This window comes from Pseudorhodoplanes sp. (assembly GCF_046289595.1).
In the GTDB taxonomy this organism is placed as follows: domain Bacteria; phylum Pseudomonadota; class Alphaproteobacteria; order Rhizobiales; family Xanthobacteraceae; genus Pseudorhodoplanes.
Map to the genome: position 1 here is coordinate 1 of NZ_JBKBVB010000122.1, position 12,817 is coordinate 12,817.

A 12,817-nucleotide genomic window follows, 5' to 3' on the forward strand; every position below is an offset into this window, starting at 1 on the left:
CAAAATGTCTGCGGGGTGTCAGGGCGCGCTGAACGCGATCGCGGCTCCGGCGCCAGCAGCCGCAAAGCCCGCGCCGCAACCGGAGCGGAAACCCGAACCGGCGGCCGCCACGCCGTCACCGCCTGCCTCCGCACCGGCTCATGCTGCGCCGGCTCATGCGGCGCCGGCCCATGCCGCGCCAGCCCCAGCAACCAAACAACCGGTTGAGCCCAAGGCTGCCGCACCCAAGGCTGCCGCACCCAAGGCTGCCGCACCCAAGGCTGCCGCACCCAAGCCCGCCGCACCCAAGCCTGCCCCGGCGCCGAAAGCGGCGGCAGCTCCGGCGCGCCCGGCAGCACCGAGCGTTCCTCCCGCTGCCGCTCCTGTGGCCGTTCAACCGGCGCCCCCGTCCGCTGCGCCCGCCGCCACACATCCGCCGAGGCTCGGTGAGGCAATGCTCATCCGCCGCTTCTGCACAATGGATTTCAAGGTGCTCTGTAAGGGTGTGCCGCTCGGTCAGGGCCGCGCGATCCAGTGCCTTGCCAACAATGCCACGGCCCTGTCGCCGGGATGCCGCCAGGCGATGGCGCAGACCGGAGAGCTTCGGTAACCGGATAGCTGCGGTAACGGGAGAGTTCAGCTTTCGACGTTGCCGGCCATGTAGTTGGGCAGCCAGGCTTCAAACCGCGCCGAGAGATCGGCCACTGCAACGGGCGCTTCGCCGCCGAGCGAAAGCGCCTTGCCGCCAACGGTGCCGATCCGCTTCGCCGCAACGCCGGCCACCCGCGCGGCTTCAACCACCGCCGCAAGGTTCTCGGGCTTCACGGTCAAGACGTAACGGCCCTGGTCCTCGCCGAACCAATAAGCATGCGCCGGCACGCCGTCCGGCGCATCCAGCGTTGCACCGAGCCCTGACGCCATCGCCATTTCGGCCAGCGCCACGGCAAGGCCGCCGTCTGAAACGTCATGGACCGCCGTGACGTGAGATTCGAGAATCAGACGCCGCACAAACTCGCCATGGCGCTTTTCAAGTCCAAGATCGACCGGCGGCGGCGCGCCCGCCTCGCGTCCGCAAATCTCGCGCAGATAGACCGACTGGCCGAGCCATGACGGATGGTCTCCAATAAGGAGAATCGCATCGCCTTCATTCTTGAATCGCAGGTTCATCGACTTCGTAAAGTCGTCGAGCAACCCTACCCCGCCGATGGTCGGCGTCGGCAAAATCGCGCGCCCGTTGGTCTCGTTGTAGAGCGACACGTTTCCGGACACGACCGGGAAATCGAGCGCCTTGCAGGCCGCCGATATGCCGCGCACGCAGCCGACGAACTGGCCCATGATCTCCGGCCGTTCCGGATTGCCGAAATTCAGATTGTCGGTGATCGCCAGCGGCGTCGCGCCGACGGCTGAAAGATTACGATACGCCTCCGCGACCGCCTGCTTGCCGCCCTCGAACGGATCGGCCTCGCAATAGCGGGGCGTGACGTCGCAGGTCATCGCGAGACCCTTCGGCCCCTCCTCCACGCGCACCACGGCGGCGTCGCCGCCCGGACGCTGCACGGTATTGCCGAGAATGATGTGATCGTATTGCTCCCACACCCAGCGCTTCGAGCACAGATCGGGCGAGCCGATCAGTTTCAGCAGCGCATCGGCGTTCGACAGCGGCGGCTTCACATCGGCGGCTGCGATTACCGGCTGTTTCGGCGTCTCGACGAAAGGCCGGTTATAGACCGGCGCCTCGTCGCCCAGTTCCTTGATCGGCAGATCGGCCAGCGTATCGCCATGATGACGGATGAGAAAACGCTTGGTCGGCGTGGTTTCGCCGACGATGGCGAAGTCCAGCCCCCATTTGCGGAAGATGGCTTCGGCTTCCTTTTCCTTTTCCGGCTTGAGCACCATGAGCATGCGCTCCTGGCTTTCCGAGAGCATCATCTCGTAGCCGCTCATGCCTGTCTCGCGGGTCGGCACCTTCTCGAGATCGAGGGTGACGCCGAGATCGCCCTTGGCGCCCATTTCGACCGCGGAGCAGGTCAGTCCGGCCGCACCCATGTCCTGGATCGCGATCACGCAGCCCTTCTGCATGATTTCGAGACACGCCTCCAGCAGCAGCTTCTCGGCGAACGGATCGCCGACCTGCACGGTCGGGCGCTTCTCGTCGGAATCGACGCCAAATTCGGCGGAGGCCATCGACGCGCCATGGATGCCGTCGCGGCCGGTCTTGGAGCCGAGATAGACGATCGGCATCCCGACGCCGGACGCCGCCGCGTAAAAGATCGAATCCGCACGCGCGAGGCCGACGGCCATCGCATTGACCAGGATGTTGCCGTCGTAGCGGGTGTGGAAACGGGTCTGCCCGCCCACCGTCGGCACCCCGAAGGAATTCCCGTAGCCGCCGATGCCCGCGACCACCCCGGACACGAGATGCCGTGTCCGCGGATGCTTCGGATCGCCGAAGGAGAGCGCGTTCAGCGCCGCGATCGGCCGCGCGCCCATGGTGAAGACGTCGCGCAGGATACCGCCGACGCCGGTCGCCGCGCCCTGATAGGGCTCGATGAAGCTCGGATGATTGTGGCTCTCCATCTTGAAGACCACCGCGAGCCCGTCGCCAATGTCGATCACGCCGGCATTCTCGCCCGGCCCCTGGATCACCCACGGCGCCTGCGTCGGCAGGCCGCGCAGATGCACACGCGAGGACTTGTAAGAGCAGTGCTCGTTCCACATCGCCGAAAAGATGCCGAGCTCGGTCAGGGTCGGCTCGCGCCCGATCAGGTCGAGGATGCGCTGGTACTCGTCGGGCTTGAGACCGTGTTCGGCGACCAGTTCGGGGGTGATGCGGGGTTCGTTGCGCAGCACGGTATCGGAGCTCGCAGTGGACATGTCGCTACGCCGCCTTCGAGAATTGCGCCACGAGACCCGCGAACAGCCCGCGCCCGTCGGTCGATCCGATCACGCTTTCGACGTGGTTTTCCGGATGCGGCATCATGCCAGCGACATTGCCGCGCGCATTGACGATGCCGGCGATGGCGTTGATGGCGCCGTTGATATTGGCATCCGGATCGCGTGTGCCGTCCGGCGCGCAATAGCGGAAGATCACCTGCCCCTCGCCCTCGACCCGGCGCACAGTGTCATCGTCCGCGATCCAGTTACCCTCGCCATGCGCAACCGGGACGCAGATCACCTGCCCGGCATTGTAGCCACGGGTGAAGGGCGTATCCGAACGCTCGACACGCAGATGCACGTCGCGGCAGATGAATTTCAGCTGCGCGTTGCGCATCAGCACCCCGGGCAGAAGGCCCGACTCGCAGAGAATCTGGAAGCCGTTGCAGACGCCGAGCACGAAGCCGCCCTTGTCCGCGAAGGCGCGCACCGCATCCATGATTGGGGCACGGGCGGCGATCGCCCCGCACCGCAGATAGTCGCCGTAGGAAAAGCCGCCCGGCACCACCACAAGATCGGTGCCGGCGGGCAATTCGGTATCGGCGTGCCAGACCATGGCGGGTTCGACGCCGGAGACGAGCGTCAGCGTCCGCGCCATGTCGCGCTCGCGATTGATACCGGGAAAGACGAGGACGGCGGATTTCATGTCGCGGACTTCATGCCGTGGATTTCATGCCGTGGATTTCATGGCGCTGATATGGGGCTCAGAGAACCTCGATGCGGTAATTCTCGATCACGGTATTCGCCAGAAGCTTGTCCGCCGCCGCCTTCAGTGCCGCTTCGGCCTTGGCGCGATCGTTGCCCTCCAGTTCGATGTCGAACACCTTGCCCTGGCGCACGCTGGCGACGCCTGCAATACCAAGCGACTTCAGCGCCCCCTCGATTGCCTTGCCCTGCGGATCGAGAATGCCCGTTTTCAAGGTGACAGTGACGCGCGCTTTCATGGGAAGGAACCGCAGATTCGGGGACCGGACACGCTCCGACCTAGCACCCTTCGCAGGCCCCCTCAATGCGCCGTCAGGCGCTATTCAGAGCCCGAAATCGGCGAGCCAGCGCACCCGAACAATCCCGGCCGCCTGGCGGAATTCCTGCAGCAGCGTCTCGATTTCGCGACCAGCAGATCGCGCGACGGGTTCTCCTGCCGGGCCACGGGCTGCAGCGACCGCCAAAACGCAAAACGGGAGCCCATGGCTCCCGCTTTCGTTACCCCATCGGGGCGCACCGGTCAGCCCTTGACGAGAACCGGTCCGGCGCCGCGCGGCGGCTCGCCTTCATTCATGATACCGAGGCGCTTGGCGACTTCGGTATAGGCCTCGAGCAAGCCCCCGAGGTCGCGGCGGAAGCGGTCCTTGTCGAGCTTCTCGTTCGACTTGATGTCCCAGAGCCGGCAGGAGTCCGGCGAAATCTCGTCGGCGACCACGATCCGCATCATGTCGTTTTCCCACAGCCGTCCGCATTCCATCTTGAAATCGACCAGACGGATGCCGACGCCGAGGAAAAGCCCCGAGAGGAAATCGTTGACGCGGATTGCGAGCGCCATGATGTCGTCGATCTCCTGCGGGTTCGCCCAGGCAAACGCGGTGATGTGCTCCTCGGACACCATCGGATCGCCGAGCTGATCGTTCTTGTAGTAAAATTCGATGATCGAGCGCGGCAGTTGCGTCCCCTCCTCGATCCCGAGCCGGGTCGAGAGCGAACCTGCGGCGACATTGCGCACCACAATCTCGAGCGGGATGATCTCCACCTCGCGGATCAGCTGCTCGCGCATGTTGAGCCGGCGGATAAAGTGAGTCGGCACCCCGATGTCGTTCAGATTCTGGAAAACATATTCCGAGATTCGGTTGTTCAGTACGCCCTTGCCTTCGATGACCTCATGCTTCTTGGCATTGAAAGCGGTGGCGTCGTCCTTGAAATGCTGAATCAGCGTCCCGGGCTCGGGGCCCTCGTACAGGACCTTGGCTTTGCCTTCATAGATTCGGCGGCGGCGGCTCATCGGGATGTACCGTGTTTTGTGAAAGTCCATTGAAAGCCGGGGTTCCTGTTGGTGTTCTTAAGTCCGCGGCAGAGCGAACGGGGCGACATGGCGCAGATCGTCCAATCCTTGGCCAACCTAACCGATCGACCGGGCAGATACAACGTGCCGTTCCGGCCCCGCAACGACCGATATAGGCCGCCGGATCGAAACACCAATGCCGCCTTGACGCCTTATTTGCGTTGTGTCAGCGAGCCGGACGTTCCGCCGCGTTCCCGGCGGCAATTCCGGCATGCTAATGTCCGAGCGACCTTTGATCGGATTTAGCTCTCCCTATATCGGAACTCAGTCAGTCCGCAGCGAGGATAAAATGACCACGTTCGACAAGCGCGAGGAAGGCTTCGAGAAAAAGTTCGCGCTCGACGAAGAGCTGAAATTCAAGGCCACCGCGCGCCGCAACAAGCTGCTCGGCCTTTGGGCGGCAGCCGAGCTTGGCAAGACCGCGGCCGAAGCCGACGCCTATGCCAAGGAAGTGGTTGCCGCCGATTTTGACGAGCCCGGCGACGACGACGTGGTCCGCAAAGTGGCGGGGGATCTGGCAAGCAAGGGCGTGACCGAAGATCAGATTCGCAGCAAGATGCAGGAACTGCTTGCCGAAGCGGTGCGCCAGATCCGGGCCGGCCAATAGCGCGGCTGCCCGCTTTCATGCCCTCCTCCCCTCCGGAGGTTTCGCTCGCGGACGCCGCGCGCTGGTATGACGGCAAGTCGTTCCGCGACGACTGGACGTCGTGGCATTTTCCGAACTGGCTCAGGCTGCTCGCACCCTTTCGCGGCCGGCCAGCCGCCATGCTCGAAATCGGTTCGTGGGAGGGGCGCTCGGCGCTGTTCTTCCTGAATTATCTTCCGCAGATGCGGCTGACCTGCATCGACACCTTCGCCGGCGGCCAGGAACATCGCGATGCGGCAGCCGCCGATGCCCGCGAGGCCGAATTGCTGCAGGCGCTGGAAAGCCGATTCGACACAAATGTGGCCGCCTTCTCCGGGCGGATCGATAAGGTCAAGGCGCCCTCCGCCGAGGCGCTGATCGGGCTTGGACTAGACGATCGGCGTTTCGACCTCGCCTATATCGACGGCGGCCACCGCGCGCGCGAAGTCTATGCCGATTGCGCTCTCACCTGGCCGCTGATGGTTCGGGGCGGGCTTGTCATCATCGACGACTATCAATGGGCGGAAATGCCCGATCCGATGGACAATCCGAAGCCCGGCGTCGACGCCTTTCTGCGGTCGGTCGAGGGACAATACCGGATGGTCCTTGACGACTACCAGCTCGCCATCGAAAAGCGCTAATCGCTCCTCAAACGAAAAGTCGAAGCCCATGCCCCTGCCCGCATTCTCGCTCGCCCGGCGCCTGCGCGCGGGCGAAACCGTGTTCTCCGCCTGGTGCGGTTTGCCGGAGCCACTGGTTTGCGAGGCAATCGCACGCGAAGGCTTTTCCGCCGTGACCCTCGATATGCAGCACGGCATGTGGGACACCGCCTCGGCATTGGCGGCGATCGCCACCGTGCATCTTGCGGGCGCGGCTCCGGTGGTGCGCGTTCCGCTCTGGGAAAACGCGACCGTGAGCCGGATGCTCGATTTCGGCGCCGAAGGCATCATCGCGCCGATGATCAACGGCCCGGCCGAAGCGCAGGCCCTGGTGCAGGTCGCCAAATATCCGCCCGTCGGCGAACGCTCGATCGGCGCGCATCGGGCCGGCATGCTCGCCCGCGTACCGGACCAGAAGCTCTATATCGCCGACGCCAACCAAACCACGATCACCTTTGCCATGATCGAGACCCGTGCGGCGCTCGACAATCTCGACGCGATCGCCGGCATGGCGGGAATCGACTCGCTGTTCGTCGGCCCCTCCGATCTGTCCTGCAGCCTGTCGAACGGCGCTTCGATGGATTCGCATTCGGCCGACGTCGAGGCTGCGCTCGAGCGGGTGCTGAAGGCCTGCGACAGGCACGGGAAAATCCCGGCGCTGTATTGCCGCGATGCCGATCGCGCGGCCGCCAAGGCGAAGCAAGGCTTCCGCTTCCTTGCGGTGGCGAGCGACCTTGCGTTTCTGCGCGCCGGAACGGCGGCGCAATTGAAGGCGTTGCCGACCTGACGCGTCTTTCCGGTTCACGCGCAGAGCGCGCCTGTATCCGGATTACATAACCACCACCGTGGCTAGGGATTCCGGGTCTCGTCGCCTCGCGGCTTGCCCGGAACAACAGCGAGGATGTTCGCCAGCACAGCACTGGCATCCCTGGTTACATCCTCGGCCCTCACCTCCACAATCCGGTAGTCGCGCTCGTGCATCCAGGCGAGCTTCTGCCGCCGCGCCTCTGCCGCCTTGGCGTCCTCGCTGCCGGGCGTGACGTCGACAACGAGCCGCAGCGGGAACGAGACGAAATCGGCGACATGCGGACCGATCGGGGTCTGCCGCTTGAAGCCGAGCGTGGCAAAGCGCCGGTCGCCTGTCATCGCCGTCCACAGTGCCCGCTCCGCATCGGTCGGATTTCTCCGCAGCAACCGCGCCAGCCCCCGCACCGGCGAATCCGCACGCACGATCTCGGCCTTGCCGTGCTGCGCCAGAAGATTGCGCAGCATCTCGGCTTCCGGCCCGTCGAGCAGGCCGCCACGCGCGGGACCCTTGCGCCCTTCCACCAGCGCCATGACGATGCCGTGCAGTGTGCGGATGTCCTGCTGGGTCGGCTGCATCCGCGTGAAGATATTGCGCATATTGATCGTCATGGTGCCGCGCTTTTCGTGCGGCCGGAAATATTCGATGCGTTCCAGCTCGGTTTCGAGATCGTTGAAGAAGGCGAGCAATTGCTCCTTCGGCGCCGGCGGCGATTTCTCGGGCGCGGTGAAGGGCAATGTGCCGGAGGTTTTCAGCTTGAACCACTCATAGCCCGCGATCACCACCGCCTGCGCCAGATTGAGCGAGGCGAAGGCCGGATTGACCGGCAGCGTGAGGATCGCATCGGCCAGGCCGACCTCGTCGTTCTCAAGCCCGTTACGCTCGCGGCCGAATACCAGTGCGACCGTCTCGCCCGACGCAACCCGCGGCGCGGCCTGGTGCGCGGCCTCATCTGCCCCGATCACGGGCTTCGCCTGATCGTGGGAGCGCGCAGTGGTGGCGATGACGAAATTGCAATCGGCGATGGCACCCGCGAGCGTATCGTACAGCCTGGCTCCCTCCAGGACCCGGTCCGCCCCCGACGCCATGATGGCGGCCTCGCGGCTTGGCCAGCCGCATTTCGGTTTGACCAGCCGCAGCTCCGACAATCCGAAATTGGCCATGGCGCGCGCCGCAGCGCCAATGTTCTCGCCCAGCTGCGGCTCGACAAGGATCACGACAGGCGCAGGCTCCGCCACCCAGTTCCTGGTCTTGTCCGTTCCGGCGCCGGGCATTTTTGTTCTCCGCGCGCCCTTCTATCGCGTGACCGGCAAAAGTGGCTACCGGTTTTGTGACCGGTCATCATGGGAGCGGCACACCGGCCTCACCGGCGATTGACGCACAGTCCGGTTTTGGGACATTAGCCGCTCATGAAGATATTGATCGCAACTCCGGCCTATGGCGGCCAGGCGACCACGGTCTATTGCGAAACGCTGATCCGACTGCTCGATCACTTCGCGCAAAGACATCCGCATGTCCGGTTCGAGCACAAGTTTCTATCGCTCTCGATCCTGCCCTTCATGCGCAATGTTTTTGCAAATCTCGTGATGCAGGACGCGAGCTATACGCATCTGTTGTTCGTCGATGCCGACATGGGCTTTGCCCCCTCGCTGATTGAGCGGATGATCGAGGCCGACAAACCCGTCGTCGGCGCGATGTGCCCGCACCGTGGGCTCGACCTTGCAGCATTCTCCGCGCTGCGCGAGGAGATCACGGATCCCGCTATCGCCCGGCTGGTGGCGATCGACTATGAGAGTGCCGGCTCGATCGATCTCGTCGACGGGACGTCTCGAGACGGTGAGACGCATCCGGCCAGCAATTTGGTGACCGACGGTCCCTGTATCCGGATCCGCGAGATCGGCGCCGGCATCCTGCTGGTCAAGCGCGAGGTTTTTTGCCGCATTCGGGAGCGCTATCCGGAGCTGTGGTGCACGCGGATCGAACACACTTACGGCAAATTCGGCCTCACTGAAGGCGTATTGCAATGTTTCGAGCCCATGCCGGATGAGCACGGACATTATTGTGGCGAGGACATCGCCTTCTGCCGCCGCTGGGTGCAGGGCTGCGGCGGCGAAATCTGGGCCGTCGTTACCGAGACCGTCCTGCATGTCGGGACCGAGACATTCGCCGGCCGCTACCTGACCAAGCTGCAGCACGGCAAGATGTGACGCGCCGGATCGCTGGGGATGACCGGACTCAGCCCGCTCACCCGGCCCAACAAGTCTTTTACGGGCGGTTTGCGGATGCTATAGGGCGCGCGCCGAACCCCCGTCAGTCGAATTCCCGGTTGGCGGTCTCCGCGCCGCAAACATACCATCGTGAGGGTGCGAGGAAATTCCGTCGCACCCGGCGATGTACAGTTTCCGGTCGGCCCCCTATCAGCACGGCGACCTAAAGGTGCAAGCATGTCAGAGCGCGAAATTGTATGGACGAAGGTCGATGAAGCCCCGGCGCTGGCCACGTTTTCCCTGCTGCCGATCGTCCAGGCCTTTGTCGGCGCCGCGGGCGTTTCCGTGACGCTGAAGGACATTTCGCTGGCCGGCCGCATCATCGCCAATTTTCCCGAGAAGCTCACCCCCGCGCAACGGATCGGCGACGAGCTCACCGAACTCGGCGAGCTTGCGACGCGCCCTGAAGCCAACATCATCAAGCTGCCCAACATTTCCGCCTCGATCCCGCAGCTCAAGGCCGCGATCAAGGAGCTGCAGGACAAGGGCTACGACATTCCGGATTATCCGGACAATCCGGCGACCGACGCCGAGAAGGAGATCAAAGCGCGCTACGCCAAGGTGTTCGGCAGCGTGGTCAACCCGGTGCTGCGCGAAGGCAATTCCGACCGCAGGGCAGCCGGTGCCGTCAAGCAATATGCCCGCAAAAATCCGCACAAAATGGGCGCCTGGAGCAGGGATTCCAAATCGCATGTCGCGCATATGTCGGACGGCGACTATTACGGCTCCGAAGTCTCCACCACGGTCGAGTCGGCGACCAATGCGCGCATCGAACTGGTCGGCAAGGATGGCAAGGTCACGGTCCTGAAAGCCAAGACCCCGATCCAGGCCGGGGAAATCATCGACGCGGCGGTCATGAGCGCCAAGGCGCTGCGCAAATTTTTCGACGACCAGATCGAAGCCGCCAAGAAAGAAGGCGTGCTGTTCTCGCTCCACGTCAAGGCGACGATGATGAAGATCGCCGATCCGATCATCTTCGGCCATGCGGTCCAGGCCTATTTCTCCGATGTGATCGAGAAACACGGCGAGACGCTGAAGAAGCTCGGCGTCAACCTCAACAACGGCTTCGGCGACCTGCTGGCAAAGATCGAGTCGCTGCCGGAGGCCGAAAAAAAGGCGATCATGGACGACATCGCGGCCGAATATGCGAAACGGCCGGGTCTCGCCATGGTCAATTCTGACAAGGGCATCACCAATCTGCATGTGCCGAGCGATGTCATCGTGGACGCGTCGATGCCCGCGATGATCCGCGATTCCGGCAAGATGTGGGGCGCCGACGGCAAACTGCACGACGTGATGGCCGCGATCCCGGATCGCTCCTATGCGCGGCTGTACCAGGCTGTGATCGACGACTGCAAGGCGAACGGCGCGTTTGATCCCAAGACGATGGGTTCGGTCCCCAATGTCGGGCTGATGGCGCAAAAGGCCGAGGAATACGGCTCCCACGACAAGACCTTCGAAGTGCCGTCGGCAGGGACGGTGCGCGTCGTTGCCGAGGACGGCAAGGTGCTGCTGGAGCGCCCGGTCGAGCAAGGCGACATTTTCCGCATGTGCCAGCTCCGCGACGCGCCGGTCCAGGACTGGGTCAAGCTCGCGGTGCGCCGCGCGCGCATAACCGGTACGCCTGCGGTGTTCTGGCTCGACAAGAACCGCGCTCATGATGCGCAGGTTATTGCCAAGGTCGAAAAGTATCTGAAGGACCACGACACATCGGGGCTCGACATCCGCATCATGGCGCCGGTCGAGGCGATGAAGTTTTCGCTTGAGCGCATCCGCAAGGGGCAGGACACGATCTCGGTCACCGGCAACGTGCTGCGCGACTATCTGACCGATCTGTTCCCGATCATGGAGCTCGGCACCTCGGCGAAGATGCTGTCGATCGTCCCGCTCATGGAAGGCGGCGGCCTGTTCGAAACCGGTGCCGGCGGATCTGCGCCCAAGCATGTGCAGCAATTCCAGGAGGAAGGCTATCTGCGCTGGGATTCGCTCGGCGAGTTTCTCGCGCTCGGCGCCTCGCTCGAACATCTGGCGCAGACCTACAAGAACGAAAAGGCCCAGGTTCTGGCCGATGCGCTCGACACCGCAATCGGCAAGATTCTCGACAACAATCGCTCCCCGGCGCGCAAGGTCGGCGAACTCGACAATCGCGGCACGCACTTTTACCTCGCTCTCTATTGGGCGCAGGCGCTGGCTGCGCAGACCAAGGACAAGGAGCTGCAGGCCCGCTTCAAGCCGCTGGCCGAGACGCTCGAGAAAAACGAAGCCAAGATCAATGCCGAACTGATTGCGGCGCAGGGCAAACCTGTCGACACCGGCGGTTATTATTTGCCCGACCCTGAGAAAACCTCGGCGGCGATGCGACCGAGCGCGACGTTGAACGCAGCGCTCGCCGCGCTCTGAGGCGCAACCGCAGCCACCGCGCAAAGCGGGAACCCAAACTTTCGGATAACTGGATTCCCGCCGGAGGTTACGTTCCGGCGGCGCGACGCGCTGGTCCCGGGCGGGCATGAGCGGAGTTTGGGCGACGGCCCAGGCTAAAACGGATTCGAGGTGCTTTCGCCACGCGACAGCACCCGCTTTCGCCACACCCGGTCGCCCATGACCTTCGCGGCCGCAGCGACGACCAGCACGCACAGCGCCAGTTTCGACATCGTCTCCATCGTCCCCTCGATGAGCAGACCATGGACCACACTGCCGATGACGATGACCACCGCCAACGACAAGTGCGTGATGCGCCAGGGTCGTGGCGTCAGACGCAGGCGCGGGCGAAACGCTGCCAGCAGCGCCGTGGCGAAGATCGCCCACATGGCGATCACCCCGAACGGAGAGAACAGGGTCGGCGACATGAACAACAGCGCATCGATCATGTCCGGCGGAGAGGCGATCCAGAGACCCCCGACATGAATCACGATTGCCGCCACCAGCGCGCCCCCGATCCACAGATGCGCGCGCCGTCCGGCGGGACCGGCGAAGCCAGGCAGATAGCCGCCGATCAGCAGGGGCTGCAGCAGCACAAGTGAGAGCGCAGCGATCCCGGCAAAGGAGGCGAGATTGTAGACCGCGCCGCGATAGGAAAGCAGATTGCTGGTCGCCGCCAGTACAATCGGAACCGTGACTGCGGCCGCAACGGCGGCCCATATGACGGCCACCCGGGCCAGCCTCATCGGCGTAGCCCCGGTTTCTCAGACCGGCGCAAGAACGAAATGCGCTTCCAGGCTCTTGTCCTTCGCGCTTTTCATCAGGGGCCGGAGGAACACGGTCTTGAATTCTCCGCTGTCATACGCGAGATGGCCGTGTGGCTGACCGAAGATGGGAACAATCTGCGGCATTTCGAGGCGGAATTTTCCGTCCTTGTCGGTGAGCGTGGCACCATGGCTCTGCGGCTCATGCTCCTGCCCTTCGACCGTGTGGGCCCAGATCTGAATGCGCTGGCCGGCCAACGGCGCGCCATCGCCAGCCCTTCGCACGGTGCCGCTCATCCAGAACCCGCCCTTG

Annotated in this window: 12 protein-coding genes and 1 pseudogene; 6 read left to right on the forward strand and 7 right to left on the reverse strand. The window is 64.0% G+C overall.

Going from position 1 to position 12,817, the window contains the following annotated elements; genetic code table 11:
• Positions 1-433: 433 nt before the first annotated feature.
• A complete protein-coding gene (locus tag ACK41X_RS19450) occupies positions 434-589 on the forward strand; it encodes a hypothetical protein (RefSeq protein ID WP_409726682.1) in 156 nt (51 codons plus the stop codon).
• Positions 590-615: 26 nt separating this feature from the next.
• Here the strand turns inward: ACK41X_RS19450 and purL are convergent, their stop codons facing one another.
• The 4 genes from purL to purC form a co-directional block, all read right to left on the reverse strand.
• Entirely contained in the window at positions 616-2,826 is a 2,211-nt protein-coding gene (gene purL, locus ACK41X_RS19455) for a phosphoribosylformylglycinamidine synthase subunit PurL (RefSeq protein WP_409726704.1), read from the reverse strand.
• A gap of 31 nt (positions 2,827-2,857) precedes the next feature.
• Positions 2,858-3,559, reverse strand: coding sequence for a phosphoribosylformylglycinamidine synthase subunit PurQ (purQ, locus tag ACK41X_RS19460; protein ID WP_409726684.1), 702 nt, complete (start codon positions 3,557-3,559; stop codon positions 2,858-2,860).
• 58 nt (positions 3,560-3,617) lie between these two features.
• Complete coding sequence (gene purS, locus ACK41X_RS19465; protein WP_409726686.1) at positions 3,618-3,857, reverse strand: phosphoribosylformylglycinamidine synthase subunit PurS; 240 nt, start codon at positions 3,855-3,857, stop codon at positions 3,618-3,620.
• 281 nt (positions 3,858-4,138) lie between these two features.
• Positions 4,139-4,936: a phosphoribosylaminoimidazolesuccinocarboxamide synthase gene (purC, locus tag ACK41X_RS19470; RefSeq protein ID WP_409726688.1), complete on the reverse strand. Its 798-nt coding sequence runs from the start codon at positions 4,934-4,936 to the stop codon at positions 4,139-4,141.
• 319 nt (positions 4,937-5,255) lie between these two features.
• Here purC and ACK41X_RS19475 point away from each other — a divergent pair, with 319 nt between their 5' ends.
• From ACK41X_RS19475 to ACK41X_RS19485, 3 genes are read left to right on the forward strand one after another with little or no spacing between them, the layout of a single operon-like run.
• Positions 5,256-5,573 (forward strand): DUF1476 domain-containing protein, encoded by a 318-nt coding sequence (locus ACK41X_RS19475; RefSeq protein ID WP_409726690.1) that lies wholly within the window; start codon positions 5,256-5,258, stop codon positions 5,571-5,573.
• A 17-nt stretch (positions 5,574-5,590) separates the two neighbouring features.
• Positions 5,591-6,232 (forward strand): class I SAM-dependent methyltransferase, encoded by a 642-nt coding sequence (locus tag ACK41X_RS19480; protein ID WP_409726692.1) that lies wholly within the window; start codon positions 5,591-5,593, stop codon positions 6,230-6,232.
• Positions 6,233-6,260: 28 nt separating this feature from the next.
• Complete coding sequence (locus ACK41X_RS19485; protein WP_409726694.1) at positions 6,261-7,037, forward strand: HpcH/HpaI aldolase family protein; 777 nt, start codon at positions 6,261-6,263, stop codon at positions 7,035-7,037.
• A gap of 62 nt (positions 7,038-7,099) precedes the next feature.
• Here ACK41X_RS19485 and ACK41X_RS19490 read toward each other — a convergent pair whose 3' ends face one another.
• The gene (locus tag ACK41X_RS19490) at positions 7,100-8,329 is read right to left on the reverse strand and encodes a TrmJ/YjtD family RNA methyltransferase (protein WP_409726696.1); all 1,230 of its coding nucleotides are present in this window, start codon (positions 8,327-8,329) and stop codon (positions 7,100-7,102) included.
• 135 nt (positions 8,330-8,464) lie between these two features.
• On the opposite strand from ACK41X_RS19490, the gene ACK41X_RS19495 reads away from it, so the two are divergent.
• Complete coding sequence (locus tag ACK41X_RS19495) at positions 8,465-9,262, forward strand: hypothetical protein (RefSeq protein WP_409726698.1); 798 nt, start codon at positions 8,465-8,467, stop codon at positions 9,260-9,262.
• Between the two features lie 237 nt (positions 9,263-9,499).
• Positions 9,500-11,722: an NADP-dependent isocitrate dehydrogenase gene (locus ACK41X_RS19500; protein WP_409726700.1), complete on the forward strand. Its 2,223-nt coding sequence runs from the start codon at positions 9,500-9,502 to the stop codon at positions 11,720-11,722.
• 134 nt (positions 11,723-11,856) lie between these two features.
• On the opposite strand, the gene ACK41X_RS19505 is transcribed toward ACK41X_RS19500, so the two are convergent.
• Together ACK41X_RS19505 and ACK41X_RS19510 are read right to left on the reverse strand one after the other, a co-directional pair.
• Positions 11,857-12,486, reverse strand: coding sequence for a ferric reductase (locus ACK41X_RS19505; RefSeq protein WP_409726702.1), 630 nt, complete (start codon positions 12,484-12,486; stop codon positions 11,857-11,859).
• An 18-nt stretch (positions 12,487-12,504) separates the two neighbouring features.
• A pseudogene (locus tag ACK41X_RS19510) lies at positions 12,505-12,817 on the reverse strand (Twin-arginine translocation pathway signal); the annotation flags it as partial.

What these genes read in the sequence shown, in the direction of transcription:
- ACK41X_RS19450 (WP_409726682.1), top strand. Translation starts at nt 434, where the DNA reads ATGCTCATCCGCCGCTTCTGCACAATGGATTTCAAGGTGCTCTGTAAG.
- purQ (WP_409726684.1), bottom strand. Translation starts at nt 3,559, where the DNA reads ATGAAATCCGCCGTCCTCGTCTTTCCCGGTATCAATCGCGAGCGCGAC.
- purS (WP_409726686.1), bottom strand. Translation starts at nt 3,857, where the DNA reads ATGAAAGCGCGCGTCACTGTCACCTTGAAAACGGGCATTCTCGATCCG.
- purC (WP_409726688.1), bottom strand. Translation starts at nt 4,936, where the DNA reads ATGGACTTTCACAAAACACGGTACATCCCGATGAGCCGCCGCCGCCGA.
- ACK41X_RS19475 (WP_409726690.1), top strand. Translation starts at nt 5,256, where the DNA reads ATGACCACGTTCGACAAGCGCGAGGAAGGCTTCGAGAAAAAGTTCGCG.
- ACK41X_RS19480 (WP_409726692.1), top strand. Translation starts at nt 5,591, where the DNA reads ATGCCCTCCTCCCCTCCGGAGGTTTCGCTCGCGGACGCCGCGCGCTGG.
- ACK41X_RS19485 (WP_409726694.1), top strand. Translation starts at nt 6,261, where the DNA reads ATGCCCCTGCCCGCATTCTCGCTCGCCCGGCGCCTGCGCGCGGGCGAA.
- ACK41X_RS19490 (WP_409726696.1), bottom strand. Translation starts at nt 8,329, where the DNA reads ATGCCCGGCGCCGGAACGGACAAGACCAGGAACTGGGTGGCGGAGCCT.
- ACK41X_RS19495 (WP_409726698.1), top strand. Translation starts at nt 8,465, where the DNA reads ATGAAGATATTGATCGCAACTCCGGCCTATGGCGGCCAGGCGACCACG.
- ACK41X_RS19500 (WP_409726700.1), top strand. Translation starts at nt 9,500, where the DNA reads ATGTCAGAGCGCGAAATTGTATGGACGAAGGTCGATGAAGCCCCGGCG.
- ACK41X_RS19505 (WP_409726702.1), bottom strand. Translation starts at nt 12,486, where the DNA reads ATGAGGCTGGCCCGGGTGGCCGTCATATGGGCCGCCGTTGCGGCCGCA.